The following is a 13,937-nucleotide window of genomic DNA, read 5'->3' as shown; positions in this document are numbered from 1 at the left end:
TCCCGCTCGGCTGCGCAGCAGTCGTAAAACCTGAGTCCGCGTTCCTTCTGCAGGAATGCGGTTGCTGACATAGGGGTCGCTTCGCAACCCAGCGGGAGCAAGCTCCCTCGCCACAGAGTTCTCTCTGATCACAGATGTAGCAGCAGGAGTCACCGCACTATGAGCCGCGCCCCAGACACATGGATTCTGACCGCCGACTGCCCAAGCGTCCTCGGCACCGTGGATGCGGTGACCCGCTTTCTGTTCGAGCAGGGCTGCTACGTCACCGAGCACCACTCCTTTGATGACCGGCTCTCAGGCCGTTTCTTCATCCGAGTGGAATTTCGGCAACCCGACGCTTTCGACGAACAAGCCTTCCGCGCAGGCCTGGCGGAGCGTGGTGCCGCCTTCGGGATGGTCTTCGAGCTGACCCCGCCGAACTACCGGCCGAAAGTGGTGATCATGGTCTCCAAGGCCGATCACTGCCTCAACGACTTGCTCTACCGCCAGCGCATCGGCCAGTTGTCGATGGACGTGGTCGCGGTGGTCTCCAACCACCCGGACCTCAAGCCGTTGGCCGACTGGCACCAGATTCCGTACTACCACTTTCCGCTGGACCCCAACGACAAACCATCGCAAGAGCGCCAGGTCTGGCAGGTGATCGAAGAGGCCGGCGCCGAGCTGGTGATCCTTGCCCGCTACATGCAGGTTCTGTCGCCAGAGCTGTGCCGCAAACTCGATGGCAAGGCGATCAACATTCACCACTCCCTGCTGCCGGGCTTCAAGGGCGCCAAGCCGTATCACCAGGCCTACAACAAAGGCGTGAAACTGGTCGGCGCCACGGCGCATTACATCAACAACGATCTGGATGAAGGTCCGATCATCGCCCAGGGCGTGGAAGCCGTGGATCACAGTCACTATCCCGAAGACTTGATCGCCAAGGGGCGGGATATCGAAGGGCTGACGTTGGCGCGGGCCGTGGGTTATCACATTGAAAGACGCGTGTTCCTTAACGCTAACAGGACAGTTGTTCTCTAGCGTTTTTACTGCCTGAAAAGATCGCCTGTCTCTGTAGACGCTGCCGAAGGCTCGGGCCGCGTTCGGACGATCTTTTGATTTATCGAGCAATCAACGCGCCGCCGCTTCCTGGCGACGCGACCGCTACATAAAAACAACAGCGAGGTGAAAGCATGTCTGGTAATCGTGGTGTGGTGTATCTCGGCGCAGGCAAGGTCGAAGTACAGAAAATCGACTATCCCAAAATGCAGGACCCGCGCGGCAGGAAGATCGAGCACGGTGTCATCCTGCGCGTAGTTTCCACCAACATCTGTGGTTCCGATCAGCACATGGTGCGCGGGCGTACCACCGCTCAGACCGGTCTGGTGCTGGGCCACGAGATCACGGGTGAAGTGATCGAGAAGGGCAGCGGTGTCGAGAACCTGCAGATCGGCGACTTGGTGTCGGTACCTTTCAACGTTGCCTGTGGCCGTTGCCGTTCGTGCAAAGAGCAACATACTGGCGTCTGCCTGAGCGTTAACCCGGCGCGTCCGGGCGGTGCCTATGGTTATGTCGACATGGGTGACTGGACCGGTGGCCAAGCCGAATACGCGTTTGTGCCGTATGCCGACTTCAACCTGCTGAAACTTCCAGATCGCGACCGGGCCATGGAAAAAATCCGTGACCTGACCTGTCTCTCCGACATTCTGCCCACCGGTTACCACGGCGCAGTGACTGCCGGCGTCGGCCCTGGCAGCACCGTGTACATTGCCGGCGCCGGCCCGGTTGGCCTGGCAGCTGCCGCTTCCGCTCGCCTGCTGGGTGCTGCGGTGGTGATCATCGGTGACGTCAACCCGATCCGCCTGGCCCATGCCAAGGCTCAGGGCTTCGAAATCGCCGACCTGTCGACAGACACCCCACTGCACGAACAGATCGCTGCACTGTTGGGCGAACCAGAAGTGGACTGCGCCGTCGATGCCGTAGGCTTCGAAGCTCGCGGTCACGGCCATGCCGGCGTGAAGCACGAGGCTCCCGCCACCGTACTCAACTCGCTGATGGGCGTGGTTCGCGTCGCTGGCAAAATCGGTATTCCTGGCCTGTACGTCACCGAAGATCCGGGTGCAGTGGACGCTGCCGCGAAAATGGGCAGCCTGAGCATTCGCTTCGGCCTGGGCTGGGCCAAATCCCACAGCTTCCACACCGGCCAGACGCCAGTGATGAAGTACAACCGCCAGCTGATGCAGGCGATCATGTGGGACCGCATCAAGATTGCCGAAATCGTGGGTGTGGAAGTCATCAGCCTGGATGACGCACCACGGGGTTACGGCGAGTTCGACGCGGGCGTGCCGAAGAAGTTTGTGATCGATCCGCACAAGTTGTTTAGTGCGGCGTAAGGCCTGGAGCAAGACGGAAAAAAGGGCGACAGTGATGTCGCCCTTTTTTATTCTTCTATGGGGTTCTTAACGTTTGATGAGAAGTTGTAATAGAGTCGATATAACTATATTGCCCGGATTAAATAAAAACAGGTGCTGCAGGTTAGAAAGGAAATGTGTGGGCTAGCTGTCGAGGGGCAATGGTTTGTTGGTGTATTCGTGGCCGACAATTGTAATGTTGATTGCGTAGAGCTGTCCGTTGTCACCTTGGACGACATCATACGTTACCTTATCGCCGACCTTCGGATGATAGTCGCCTGGGTTGATGCAAAAAATAATCGGCTGAATGTCCGAATCTATATTTTCCAAGCTTTTCGATGGCAGCGACGTAGAGTCGTTCATAACCAAGTTGCCAAATTGTTCCAGTAGTTTCTCCATCACTGCGACCCCCTTAAAAATGGCCTGCGCATACGGCTATACAACGCAGGCCTTATTGGATGCTCATACACGGAACGGTGTTTTTTACTCTGGTTGCACTTGCTCGGCCTGCATTCCTTTCTGCCCTTTTGTTGCTACAAAAGAGACTGTCTGACCCTCTTTCAGGGATTTAAAACCATCGCTTTGAATTGCTTTGAAATGCACAAAAAGGTCTGCGGCACCACTATCTGGTGTAATGAATCCAAAGCCCTTTTCATCATTGAACCATTTAACTTTACCCTTTTCTCTGTCAGACATATTGATGCTTCCTACCTAAGCGAAAACGAAGAAATGTGAGCTGCTTTTTACTGGTTTACTCACAATTGCTGTTGTTACGAATTCAGCTTAATTATGCTGTACGGAAGCAGCAACTGTCAGATCTGACAGTTTTTATATCGGTAGGATGTAAATGAGAGCTTTTTTATAGCTGCGAACAAGCCGAAGTATTCCATTGCTATTTTGGCGCTCCGTTCCAGAGGTAAAAATGGCTAACCCCGCAAGGAACAATGCCCCCCAAACCCCGGTCAAATCGGCAGTTTTACCGCTCCTGTTACCGGGCGGTCTTCATGTGGCACAAGAGGATGTCTGGATGAACGTTTCACGCTGTTTTGCACTGGCATCGCTCATGGCTGTCGCTTCGTTGACGACGCTGGCCGCCAGCCCGGCCTTTGCACAGTTAAGCCTCAGCGATGCGGTCAAGGCGGTGTCATCGATGCAGGACGACGAGGATGTCGAGGGTGTCGAGGCCGATGATGTCGATGGCATCGTGGCGGCGGCGCCTAAGGCCGCCGGTTTGCTCAATACCCTGGGCTCGCAGCTCGACATCACCCCGGAGCAGGCCATCGGCGGCGCCGGTGCGATGCTGGGCCTGGCGAGGAATCAGCTCAGCGGCCAGGACTTCTCCGAACTGAGCAAAAGCGTGCCGGGCCTCGCTCAGATCGCCGGCAACAGCGCGATCAGTGGCCTGACTGGCTTGGGTGGGTTGCTCGGTGCGGGTTCAGACAAGAATGCGTTGCTCGATGGCTTGCTGGGTAACGTCAAAGACACCAAGGACCTGAACAACGCCTTCAGCGCCCTGGGCATGGACACCGGGATGGTCGGCGTGTTTGCCCCGGTGATCCTGCAATACCTCGGTCAGCAAGGCGTTGCCGGTTCGCTGTTGCAAAACCTCGGCGGGATCTGGGGCACCGGCGCCGGTAGCTAAGTCAGCCCTCGGCGCGTAGTGCCTGGATGCGCCGGTCCTTCACGATCCAGAGCTGGTTGACCCAGTTCTGGATTGTTTCGCGAAACTCCGGATCGTTTTCGTAATCGCCTTGCCACAGTGCCGGGTCCAGTTCGCGGGTGTGGATGTCGATGATCACTTTGGGCACGTTGCCACTAAGCAAATCCCAGAACCCCGGAATCTTCTGCTGCGGATACACCACCGTCACATCGAGAATGGCGTCCAACTGTTCGCCCATCGCCGCCAGCACGAACGCCACGCCGCCCGCCTTGGGCTTGAGCAGGTGGGTGAACGGTGACTGTTGTTGGGCGCTTTTCGCCGCGGTGTAGCGGGTGCCTTCCAGGTAGTTGACCACGGTCACCGGCTGGCGCTTGTACAACTCGCAAGCTTGTTTGGTGATCTCCAGGTCCTTGCCGGCCAGCTCCGGGTGCTTCTCCAGGAACGCCTTGCTGTAGCGCTTCATGAACGGATAGTCCAACGCCCACCAGGCGAGGCCCAGGAATGGCACCCAGATCAGTTCTTTCTTGAGGAAGAACTTGAAGAACGGCGTGCGCCGGTTCAGTGCCTGGATCAGCGCCGGGATATCGACCCAGGACTGATGGTTACCGATCACCAGATACGAGGTGTCGCCGCGCAGCTCATCGCCGCCGCGAATGTCCCATTGGGTGGGAATGCACAGGCGGAAGATCAGCTTGTCGATCTCGGCCCAGGTTTCGGCAATCCACATCACCGCCCACGAGGCGTAATCGCGAAAGCGCCCGGGCAGGAGCAGTTTGAGCAGCGCGAACACCATCAAAGGCCCGAACAGGACCAGCGTGTTGAGCAATAGCAGCAGGGTAACGAAACAGCCGGTGAGCAGGCGGCGCATAGATAACTCTTGAAAGCGTGTGGGCGCGCCATGATAAGCAGCTTCGGTTGGCAGGCCAAATCGGTGGTGACGAATGTTTCACCTTGGTAGCGGTATGCTCTCAGCGTATCGCTGTTGCCTTTGTGGCGAGGGAGCTTGCTCCCGCTGGGTTGCGCAGCGGCCCTAAAACCAGGCGCCGCGATTTTCAGGTATACCGCAGGCAACGGTTTTGCGAGCGCCGCGCCCCCGAACGGGAGCAAGCTACCTCGCCACAAAAGTGGGAAGTGGTCCAACTATCGTTGTTTTTTGCGGTCTAGAATTCGGCCAATGCGTCCACATCCCTCAAGGAAGCCCCTTACGTGAAATCTCTCCTTGCACTGCTTGCCCTCGTGACCCTGCCGGTCCTGGCCGCCGAGCCGACCCTGTACGGGCGTTACGAATACATCGCGCTGCCGGAAATCGGCGGTGAAGTCCTCAAGGCCAAAATGGACACCGGCGCCCTGACCGCGTCGCTGTCGGCCAAAGACATCGAAACCTTCACCCGCGACGGCGACGAGTGGGTACGTTTCCGTCTCGCCACCAAAGGCGCGAGCAACAAGGTCTACGAACACAAGGTCGCGCGGATCAGCAAGATCAAGAACCGTGCCGATGAAGAAGATGAAGACAAGGCCGTGAGCGAAGTGACCAAGCGTCCGGTGGTCGATCTGGAACTGTGCCTGGGCAACGTCAAGCGCACCGTCGAGGTCAACCTCACCGACCGCAGCAGCTTCAACTATCCGCTGCTGATCGGCGCCAAAGCCCTGCGCGAATTCGGCGCAGCAGTGAACCCGGCGCGTCGCTTTACAGCCGACAAACCCGACTGCTGATTGACGGCGAATCAGCCTTGGGGCACCGTTCGCCCACTTAACCAGTGGGCTCGGACGCCATGCCTCATATCCTGATTGTCGAAGACGAAGCGGCGATTGCCGACACCCTGATTTTCGCCTTGCAGGGCGAGGGCTTTACCACCACCTGGTTGAGCCTTGGCGCGGCGGCGCTCGAACATCAGCGCGCCACGCCGGCCGACCTGATCATTCTCGATATCGGCTTGCCGGATATCAGCGGCTTCGAGACCTGCAAGCAATTGCGGCGTTTCAGTGACGTGCCGGTGATGTTCCTCAGTGCCCGTGACGCCGAGATCGACCGCGTGGTGGGCCTGGAAATCGGCGCCGACGACTACGTGGTCAAACCGTTCAGCCCCCGGGAAGTGGCGGCGCGGGTCCGGGCGATTCTCAAGCGCATGGCACCACGACCGGTGTCGGAGGTGGCTTCAGCGCTGTTTCGCATCGACGGCGATCGGGTGCAGATCAGCTATCGCAACCAGCCGCTGAGCCTGACTCGCCATGAGTTTCGTTTGCTGCAATGCCTGCTGGAACAACCTGAGCGAGTCTTCAGCCGCGAGCAATTGCTCGATGCGCTGGGCGTGGCCGCCGATGCCGGTTACGAGCGCAGCATCGACAGCCACATCAAGAGCGTGCGCGCCAAATTGCGCCTGGTGAAGGCCGACGCCGAGCCGATCCAGACTCATCGCGGCCTCGGCTACAGCTACAGCCCGGGGCACAGCTGATGTCACTGGGGATCCGGATTTTTCTGGTCTACGTGCTGTTCATCGGCCTGACCGGCTACTTCGTGCTCAACACCGTGATGGAAGAAATCCGCCCCGGTGTGCGCCAATCCACCGAAGAAACCCTGGTGGACACCGCCAACCTGATGGCCGAGATCCTGCGCGACGACTTCAAGGCCGGCACCCTCAGCCAGAACCGCTGGCCCGAGTTGCTCAAGGCTTATGGCGAGCGACAACCGCAGGCGAAAATCTGGGGCCTGTCGAAGAATCAGGTCAATCACCGCATTTACGTCACCGATGCCAAGGGCATCGTGGTGCTGGACTCCAGCGGGATTGCGGTGGGCCAGGACTACTCGCGCTGGAATGACGTCTACCTGACCCTGCGTGGCGAGTACGGCGCGCGTTCGACGCGCAGCAACCCCGATGACTCGAACTCGTCGGTGATGCACGTCGGGGCACCGATTCGCGACAACGGCCAGATCATCGGCGTGGTGACGGTGGCCAAACCCAACAGCTCACTGCAGCCTTACGTCGATCGCACCGAGCGCCGATTGTTGGCATATGGCGCCGGGTTGATCGGCCTCGGTTTGTTGTTCGGTGCGCTGTTGTCCTGGTGGCTGAGCGCGGCGCTGCGGCGGTTGACGGCCTATGCCCAGGCCGTCAGTGAAGGCCGCCGGGTCGAGGTGCCGCATTACCGCGGGGGCGAACTGGAACAACTGGCCACGGCGCTGGAGCACATGCGTACCCAACTCGAGGGCAAAGCCTACGTCGAGCGTTATGTGCACACCCTGACCCATGAATTGAAAAGCCCGCTGGCGGCGATTCGTGGCGCAGCGGAGCTGCTGCAAGGCGAAATGCCGCCAGCCCAGCAGCAGCGCTTCGTCAGTAACATCGACAGCGAAAGTGCGCGCATGCAGCAGTTGATCGAGCGACTGTTGAACCTGGCGCAGGTTGAGCAACGCCAAGGGTTGGAGGAGCGGGTGGTGGTGCCGTTGGCGGGCCTGGTGGAAGAACTGTTGAACGCGCAGGCTGCACGAATTGAAGGCAAGCAATTGCGTGTGGAGCGGCAAATTGCGGCGGATCTGAATCTGCTTGGCGAGCCGTTCCTATTGCGCCAGGCGCTGGGCAATCTGCTGGAGAATGCCTTGGACTTCACCCCAGCGAACGGCGTGCTGCGATTGTGTGCCGAACGAGTCGGTGAGCAGATCGAGTTCAAGCTGTTCAACCAGGCCGAAGCGATTCCCGACTATGCGTTGCCACGCTTGAGCGAGCGCTTCTACTCGCTGCCGCGTCCGGACAGTGGACGCAAGAGCACCGGTTTGGGGCTCAACTTCGTTGAGGAAGTGGTCAAGTTGCATGGTGGTGTGATGAGTATCGGCAACGTCGACGGCGGTGTTCAAGTGCGTTTGCGGTTGCCTTCAAGCCGCTGAAGATCGCAGCCTTCGGCAGCTCCTGCGCCGAGCGCAAATTCCACACACTCTCCACATTCCTCCCACAAAACCCCCACATACCCAATCCAGACTTTCCCCATCCAAACAGGGAGAGTCCCATGAACCGAAGCCTGACCCTAAAACTCGGGGCAATTGCCCTGCTGATTCTGTTGCTGCTGATCCCGCTACTGATGATCAACGGCGTGATCCAGGAGCGCCAGCAACTGCGTGACGGTGTACTCGAAGACATCGCCCGCAGTTCCAGTTACAGCCAGCAATTGAGCGGCCCGCTGATGGTGGTGCCCTATCGCAAAACAGTGCGCACCTGGAAAACCAACGAAAAAACCAACCAGCGTTATCAGGATGTCGGCGAGGAGCGTGGACGTTTGTATTTCTTGCCGGAGCGTTTCGAACTCGACGGCCAGGTCCAGACAGAGCTGCGCTCCCGGGGCATCTACGAGGCGCGACTGTTCCATGCCGATAACCGCATCAGCGGGCATTTTTCGGTTCCGGCACAACTGGGCATTAAGGAAGACTTCGCCGATTACCGCTTCGATCAGCCGTTCCTGGCTGTTGGCATCAGCGACATCCGCGGCATCGAAAATGCGCTGAAACTCGAACTCAATGGCCAGAAGCTGGATTTTGTACCGGGTAGCCAGGTGGGCTGGCTGGGCGAGGGTGTGCATGTGACGTTGCCGGCGCTGGACACCCAACAGGCCACGGAGCTGGCCTTCGGTTTCGACTTGCGTCTGCAAGGCACCGGCCAGTTACAGGTTCTGCCGGTGGGCAAGACCAGCAAGGTTTCACTGGCGGCCAATTGGCCTCACCCCAGCTTCATCGGCAATTACCTGCCGGCCCAGCGGGAAATCACCGATCAGGGCTTTACGGCCAATTGGCAGACCTCGTTTTTCTCCACCAACCTGCAAGAAGCGTTGAACAGTTGCGTGTCGGGCGGTCATTGCGAGGCGTTCAGCGGTCGTAGTTTCGGCGTGAGTTTCATCGACCCGGTGGACCAGTACCTGAAAAGCGACCGGGCAATCAAATACGCATTGCTGTTTATCGTCCTGACCTTCGCCGGTTTCTTCCTGTTCGAAGTGTTGAAAAGCCTGGCGGTGCACCCGGTGCAGTACGCCTTGGTGGGTGTAGCGCTGGCGTTCTTCTACCTGTTGCTGTTGTCGCTGTCCGAACACATCGGCTTTGCCCTGGCGTATCTGCTGTCGGCGAGTAGCTGTGTGGCGTTGATCGGTTTTTATGTCTGCCATGTGCTGCGCAGCGTGCGTCATGGTTTGAGCTTTTCGGCGGGGTTGGCGGCGCTATACGGGCTGCTTTACGGCTTGTTGAGCGCCGAGGATTACGCGCTGTTGATGGGCTCGCTGCTGTTGTTCGGGCTACTGGGTGTGTTCATGGTGCTGACCCGCAAGCTGGACTGGTACGGGATCGGGCAGAAAACCGCGAAGCCCTTGGACTTTGATATAGGTGCCGTGGAATGAGCCGGTGGTTGGGGTTGCACGAGGATCAGCGAGTGGGTGAGGTGTTGGCGACGCGGATTGCCAGGTTGTTTGCACAGAGATCAAAAGATCGCAGCCTGCGGCAGCTCCCACAGGAGCACGCGTTCGGCGTAGGAGCTGCCGAAGGCTGCGATCTTCTGAGGCCGGCATGGCCGACCAAAGATCAAACCTTGGGCATCGTCGCGATCATCGAAGGCCGCTGACTCACTTCGAAATACCACTCGGCCAACTTTGGATTTTCCTTGCGCCATTCCAGATCCGGATGGCGTAAATCCAGATAACCCAAGGCACAGGCCACACTGATCGCTGCCACATCGAAATGGCTGGTCAGCTCGGCAATCGCATCGGCCTCCAACAGCGCCAGGGCGCGACGAATCTTGTCGCGCTGACCGTCGAGCCATGCGTCCCAATGTTTCTCCGGTGAGCGCAGGGCCACTTCATAGCGAATCATCACGGCGGCATCCATGATCCCGTCTGCCAGAGAAGCCAGGGTCAAGCGCCGCCAGCGTGCCGAGCCTTCACGAGGAATCAGCGGATTGCCGACGTGTTGGTGATCGAGGTAATCGAGGATCACCCGGCTGTCGTACAACACATTGCCGTCGGCCAGGCGCAGCGCCGGAATCTTGCCCAGCGGGTTGTCTTTGTTGAGAGCCTGATCCGGGCTGACCGGCGTGAGCTGGCAGGCTTGCAGCGCCACGCGGTTCGTTTGGCCGGTCTCGTGCAGCAGCACCATGACTTTGCGAACAAAGGGCGAGGCGGGGTTGTGGAACAGGGTCATGCTGGGGGCGGACATGGCGGCATCTCGATCATGGGCAGTGTCGGGAGCATAGCGCTTTGGTGTTTGAGCTCAAGCTCGTTCCCACAGCAATTGTGTCGTTTGCCGATTTCGTGAACAGCACAATCCCTGTAAGAGCGAGGCTTGCCCGCGAAGGCGTCAGAACAGGCGCCGCTGATTCAGAAAGAAGGCGCTTGCCGCCGCCGCTTCCACTGACTCAGCCGCTGCTGCAGGTTCAACGGGCTATGAATCTGTTGCTGCCGCGCTCGGCTGAACAAAATCAGCATCAGCTCCGCCGTCGCCAAGGCATCGGCGCTGGCGTTATGCCGTTCGAAGACCTCCAGCTTGAACCAGTCGATCCACTCATCCAGCCCGGCCTCGCGAAAGTGTGCCTGGGGACAAAGCAGCGGGGCGATGTCTGCCACGTCCAGAAACGGATGCTGCAGCTTGTAACCCAGATGTTCTTTCAGTGCGCGCCCGAGCATGTGCTGATCGAACGGCGCATGAAAAGCCAACACCGGGCTGTCGCCGACAAATTCCATGAATTCGAGCAGGGCCTGCGCGGGGTCGCTGCCGGCGGCAATGGCGCTCGGACCCAGCCCATGAATCAACACGCTGGGGCCGAGTTTGAGTTCGGTGCATTGCAGCGTGCGCTCGAACTGCTGGCTGAAATCGATCGCCCCGTCCTCGATCACCACGGCTCCGATGGACAGCAGCCGATCCTTGTTCAGGTTCAGCCCGGTGGTTTCCAGGTCGAGCACCACCCAGCGTTGCTCGCGCAGGCTGCAGTCGCTCAGCTGGGCCACGGCCGGCAAGCGCTCCAGACGGTGTTGCAGTTCGCCGGGCAAAACGGGACTGGCCGGGCGCAGCCATGAAAACAGGCTCATAACTGATACCGCAGGGTCAGGCTGCTTTGCAGGCGTTGGGCCTGGCGCAGGGATTCACGCAAGATGCGTCGGTCCAGATGATTGAGGCTGTCGGGATCGACCCGGTTGGAGTAGGGCAAGTTTTCACGGGTCTGTAGCTGATGTTGCTGCATGCGGGTTTGCTGGATGAAGTGGTACGCCTCTTCATAGGCCGCGCCGTCCAGCTGATCGATGACCTCTTTTTCCACCAATTGGCGAAAGCGCTCCAAGGTGTTGTTGGCATCGATGCCGTGGGCCAGGGCCAGCACTCGTGCGCCGTCGACGAATGGAGTCAGGCCCTGGAGTTTCAGGTCGAGGGTGGCTTTCTCGCCATTCTTGCGTGCCAGGACGAATTCGCGGAAACGTCCTACGGGCGGACGGTTGCGCAGGGCGTTCTCGGCCATCATGCGCTGGAACAACCGGTTGTCGCCGACCTGATCGAGAATGCCCCGGCGCAGTTGCTCACAGCCTCGCTCATCGCCCCAGACCACGCGCAGATCGAAATAGATACTCGACCCCAACAGGTTTTCTGGTGTCGCCTCGCGGATAAATGCCGCAAAGCGTCGTGCCCACTCGATCCGGGACAAACACAGCTCGGGGTTGCCGGCCATGATGTTGCCTTTGCACAAGGTAAAGCCGCACAGTGCGAGGCTCTGATTGACCTGCTGGGCGATGGGCAGCAACTTGCCGCGAATCTCGGCGGCGTGGGCCGCATCGCGAGCTTCGAACAGAATGCCGTTGTCCTGATCGGTGTGCAGCGTCTGCTCGCGGCGGCCTTCGCTGCCGAAGCAAAGCCAACTGAACGGCACACCGGGATCACCTTTCTCCGCGATGGCCAGTTCGATCACCCGGCAGACGGTGTGGTCGTTGAGCAGGGTGATGATATGGGTGATCTGCGTCGAGGACGCGCCGTGGGCTAGCATCCGCTCGACCAATTGGCCGATTTCGCCGCGGATCGCCACCAGGTTTTCCACCCGCTGGGCGCTGCGAATGGTCCGCGCCAGGTGCACCAGATCGACCCTTTGCAGGGAAAACAGGTCACGCTCCGAAACCACGCCACACAGGCGCTGGTCCTTGACCAGGCAGACGTGGGCGATGTGTCGCTCGGTCATGGCGATCGCTGCGTCGAAGGCACTGTGGTCCGGCGACAGGAAAAACGGCGCCCGGGTCATGTGCCGCTCGATGGATTCATTGAAATCACTGGTGCCGTTGGCCACCACGTGTCGCAAGTCGCGAAGGGTGAAAATGCCCAGCGGCGCCTTTTGTTCATCGACCACCACAATGCTGCCGACTTGCTGATCGTGCATCAGCGTCACCGCTTCACGCAGAGGTGTGATCGGGCTGCAGGTTACCGGGTGACGCATGGCCAATTCGCCCAGCCGGGTATTGAGCGAATACTGGGTGCCGAGGGTTTCCACGGCTTTTTGCTGGACTTGCTGATTGACCTGATCCAGCAAGCTGCTGACACCCCGTAGGGCAAAGTCGCGGAACGGATTGGACAGTGCGAACAGTTTGATGAACGCGAGCTTGTTCAGCTGTAGGCAAAAGGTATCTTCGGCCGCCAGATGTTCGGTGCGGGTTGCACGTTCGCCCAGCAGCGCGGCAAGGGGGAAACACTCGCCGGTGGTGATTTCGAAAGTGGTTTCGGTGCCGCCCTTGGCCGTGTGCGGGCGCTCCCCCACGACCCGGCCCTGTTTGACGATGTAGAAATGCTCAATCGGGCCATCGGCGGGTTTGATGATGCTTTCGCCGGGGGCATAAAAACGCAGCTGGCATTGCTCCACCAGATAGGCCAGGTGAGCGTTTTCCATCTGATTGAAGGGTGGGAAGCGCTGCAGGAATTGCAAAGTGCCCTGGATGTTCTGCAACACCGCGGTTTTCCCTGCCTGGGTGAAGGCGTCCGCTTTACTCATAACCATTACCGCAGTCTTTTTCTGATTGTTGTGTCGGATCGTTGTTTCAGATCGTTCCAGGCATGGTCGACCCCTGCGGGCAGGGTGCCCATTGGACGTAAGTCTAGGTAGGCAGTGCAGCGGCCGGAATATGGGAAATGTCTGACACAACGGTGGGAAAAACCTCCTACATTGTCTATTGGAAAAGTTTCCGACGAAGTGCACATTGAAGTCTGCTGAGCGATGTCTGACACCCTGTGTCAGGGATCGCATTGAAAACGTTGAGAACGCCATGTCCGACCACGATATTTTGAGTGATGCCGAGCGCGAAGCGCTCAGCGCCGTCATGCTGGAACCAGACTTGCCGCCGCAGCGGGTGCTGATCGTCGATGACGATAAGGATGCCCGCGAATTGCTGTCGGAAATTCTGGGGCTCGATGGCATTCACTGCATGACGGCGGCCAGTGGCGAAACGGCGCTCAAAATGCTGGAAGAGAAGCCATCGATCGGTCTGGTGATTACCGACCTGCGGATGGGGCACGTCGATGGCCTGGAACTGATCCGCCAAGTGCGTGAGTCGGCACGTGCGGCATTGCCGATCATCATCGTTTCCGGCGACGCCGACGTGAAGGATGCGATCGAAGCCATGCATTTGCACGTCGTGGACTTTTTGCTCAAGCCCATCGATAGCGAAAAATTGCTTGAATTGGTCAAGCATGAGCTGGGGATGGATGTGTAGCGCGGACTTCCAGGTTGGCAGCTTTTGTGGCGAGGGAGCTTGCTCCCGCTGGGTTGCGAAGCAGCCCCAAAAACTGCGATCCCAATGTCCCTGATACACCGCATACGCCGGATTTACGACTGCTGCGCAGTCGAGCGGGAGCAAGCTCCCTCGCCACAGGGGACCGCAGCGTGTCTAGTCCTGAAACAGGT

At 59.1% G+C, this 13,937-nt stretch carries 14 protein-coding genes; 8 read left to right on the top strand and 6 right to left on the bottom strand.

Translation table 11 applies throughout. The features are described from left to right. Window positions 1-159 precede the first annotated feature (159 nt). On the top strand, window positions 160-1,017 hold the full coding sequence (gene purU / locus FFH90_RS28260) for a formyltetrahydrofolate deformylase (RefSeq protein WP_018928799.1): 858 nt from the start codon (window positions 160-162) through the stop codon (window positions 1,015-1,017). A gap of 152 nt (window positions 1,018-1,169) precedes the next feature. Then, window positions 1,170-2,369 carry a formaldehyde dehydrogenase, glutathione-independent gene (fdhA, locus tag FFH90_RS28255; RefSeq protein WP_018928800.1) on the top strand — a complete coding sequence of 400 codons (1,200 nt, stop codon included), beginning with the start codon at window positions 1,170-1,172 and terminating at the stop codon, window positions 2,367-2,369. Window positions 2,370-2,531: 162 nt separating this feature from the next. On the opposite strand, the gene FFH90_RS28250 is transcribed toward fdhA, so the two are convergent. Together FFH90_RS28250 and FFH90_RS28245 are read right to left on the bottom strand one after the other, a co-directional pair. Next, a complete protein-coding gene (locus FFH90_RS28250; RefSeq protein ID WP_032830934.1) occupies window positions 2,532-2,786 on the bottom strand; it encodes a hypothetical protein in 255 nt (84 codons plus the stop codon). Window positions 2,787-2,870: 84 nt separating this feature from the next. Beyond that, the gene (locus FFH90_RS28245) at window positions 2,871-3,083 is read right to left on the bottom strand and encodes a cold-shock protein (RefSeq protein ID WP_028939048.1); all 213 of its coding nucleotides are present in this window, start codon (window positions 3,081-3,083) and stop codon (window positions 2,871-2,873) included. Window positions 3,084-3,414: 331 nt separating this feature from the next. Between FFH90_RS28245 and FFH90_RS28240 the strand changes: the two genes are divergently transcribed. Continuing rightward, window positions 3,415-4,029 carry a DUF2780 domain-containing protein gene (locus tag FFH90_RS28240; protein ID WP_111452938.1) on the top strand — a complete coding sequence of 205 codons (615 nt, stop codon included), beginning with the start codon at window positions 3,415-3,417 and terminating at the stop codon, window positions 4,027-4,029. Window position 4,030: 1 nt separating this feature from the next. Here FFH90_RS28240 and FFH90_RS28235 read toward each other — a convergent pair whose 3' ends face one another. Next, complete coding sequence (locus FFH90_RS28235) at window positions 4,031-4,915, bottom strand: acyltransferase (RefSeq protein ID WP_018928802.1); 885 nt, start codon at window positions 4,913-4,915, stop codon at window positions 4,031-4,033. A gap of 338 nt (window positions 4,916-5,253) precedes the next feature. Between FFH90_RS28235 and FFH90_RS28230 the strand changes: the two genes are divergently transcribed. The 4 genes from FFH90_RS28230 to creD all read left to right on the top strand — a co-directional run bounded on the left by FFH90_RS28230 (window position 5,254) and on the right by creD (window position 9,417). After that, window positions 5,254-5,760, top strand: a complete 507-nt coding sequence (locus tag FFH90_RS28230) for an ATP-dependent zinc protease (RefSeq protein WP_018928803.1) — start codon at window positions 5,254-5,256, stop codon at window positions 5,758-5,760. Between the two features lie 59 nt (window positions 5,761-5,819). Further along, window positions 5,820-6,500: a two-component system response regulator CreB gene (creB, locus tag FFH90_RS28225; RefSeq protein ID WP_138866414.1), complete on the top strand. Its 681-nt coding sequence runs from the start codon at window positions 5,820-5,822 to the stop codon at window positions 6,498-6,500. Beyond that, window positions 6,500-7,927 carry a two-component system sensor histidine kinase CreC gene (gene creC, locus FFH90_RS28220; RefSeq protein ID WP_086944441.1) on the top strand — a complete coding sequence of 476 codons (1,428 nt, stop codon included), beginning with the start codon at window positions 6,500-6,502 and terminating at the stop codon, window positions 7,925-7,927. Before creB ends, creC begins: the two co-directional genes overlap by 1 nt. Window positions 7,928-8,046: 119 nt before the next feature. After that, window positions 8,047-9,417, top strand: a complete 1,371-nt coding sequence (gene creD / locus FFH90_RS28215) for a cell envelope integrity protein CreD (RefSeq protein ID WP_064620818.1) — start codon at window positions 8,047-8,049, stop codon at window positions 9,415-9,417. 181 nt (window positions 9,418-9,598) lie between these two features. On the opposite strand, the gene FFH90_RS28205 is transcribed toward creD, so the two are convergent. The 3 genes from FFH90_RS28205 to FFH90_RS28195 form a co-directional block, all read right to left on the bottom strand. Beyond that, a complete protein-coding gene (locus FFH90_RS28205) occupies window positions 9,599-10,228 on the bottom strand; it encodes a glutathione S-transferase (protein ID WP_019650301.1) in 630 nt (209 codons plus the stop codon). Window positions 10,229-10,389: 161 nt separating this feature from the next. After that, the gene (locus FFH90_RS28200) at window positions 10,390-11,097 is read right to left on the bottom strand and encodes a PolC-type DNA polymerase III (protein ID WP_064620815.1); all 708 of its coding nucleotides are present in this window, start codon (window positions 11,095-11,097) and stop codon (window positions 10,390-10,392) included. After that, entirely contained in the window at window positions 11,094-13,034 is a 1,941-nt protein-coding gene (locus FFH90_RS28195; protein WP_018928809.1) for a putative nucleotidyltransferase substrate binding domain-containing protein, read from the bottom strand. Before FFH90_RS28195 ends, FFH90_RS28200 begins: the two co-directional genes overlap by 4 nt. 265 nt (window positions 13,035-13,299) lie before the next feature. On the opposite strand from FFH90_RS28195, the gene FFH90_RS28190 reads away from it, so the two are divergent. After that, a complete protein-coding gene (locus FFH90_RS28190; RefSeq protein ID WP_111452931.1) occupies window positions 13,300-13,746 on the top strand; it encodes a response regulator in 447 nt (148 codons plus the stop codon). Window positions 13,747-13,937: the final 191 nt, after the last annotated feature.

The organism is Pseudomonas sp. ATCC 43928 (genome assembly GCF_005938665.2).
GTDB lineage: Bacteria > Pseudomonadota > Gammaproteobacteria > Pseudomonadales > Pseudomonadaceae > Aquipseudomonas.
This window is presented reverse-complemented; position numbering and strand designations above follow the sequence as displayed.

Excerpts from the sequence above, each read along its gene's own strand:
- purU (WP_018928799.1), top strand. The coding sequence starts at position 160 with ATGAGCCGCGCCCCAGACACATGGATTCTGACCGCCGACTGCCCAAGC.
- fdhA (WP_018928800.1), top strand. The coding sequence starts at position 1,170 with ATGTCTGGTAATCGTGGTGTGGTGTATCTCGGCGCAGGCAAGGTCGAA.
- FFH90_RS28250 (WP_032830934.1), bottom strand. The coding sequence starts at position 2,786 with ATGGAGAAACTACTGGAACAATTTGGCAACTTGGTTATGAACGACTCT.
- FFH90_RS28245 (WP_028939048.1), bottom strand. The coding sequence starts at position 3,083 with ATGTCTGACAGAGAAAAGGGTAAAGTTAAATGGTTCAATGATGAAAAG.
- FFH90_RS28240 (WP_111452938.1), top strand. The coding sequence starts at position 3,415 with ATGAACGTTTCACGCTGTTTTGCACTGGCATCGCTCATGGCTGTCGCT.
- FFH90_RS28235 (WP_018928802.1), bottom strand. The coding sequence starts at position 4,915 with ATGCGCCGCCTGCTCACCGGCTGTTTCGTTACCCTGCTGCTATTGCTC.
- creB (WP_138866414.1), top strand. The coding sequence starts at position 5,820 with ATGCCTCATATCCTGATTGTCGAAGACGAAGCGGCGATTGCCGACACC.
- creC (WP_086944441.1), top strand. The coding sequence starts at position 6,500 with ATGTCACTGGGGATCCGGATTTTTCTGGTCTACGTGCTGTTCATCGGC.
- creD (WP_064620818.1), top strand. The coding sequence starts at position 8,047 with ATGAACCGAAGCCTGACCCTAAAACTCGGGGCAATTGCCCTGCTGATT.
- FFH90_RS28205 (WP_019650301.1), bottom strand. The coding sequence starts at position 10,228 with ATGTCCGCCCCCAGCATGACCCTGTTCCACAACCCCGCCTCGCCCTTT.
- FFH90_RS28200 (WP_064620815.1), bottom strand. The coding sequence starts at position 11,097 with ATGAGCCTGTTTTCATGGCTGCGCCCGGCCAGTCCCGTTTTGCCCGGC.
- FFH90_RS28195 (WP_018928809.1), bottom strand. The coding sequence starts at position 13,034 with ATGGTTATGAGTAAAGCGGACGCCTTCACCCAGGCAGGGAAAACCGCG.
- FFH90_RS28190 (WP_111452931.1), top strand. The coding sequence starts at position 13,300 with ATGTCCGACCACGATATTTTGAGTGATGCCGAGCGCGAAGCGCTCAGC.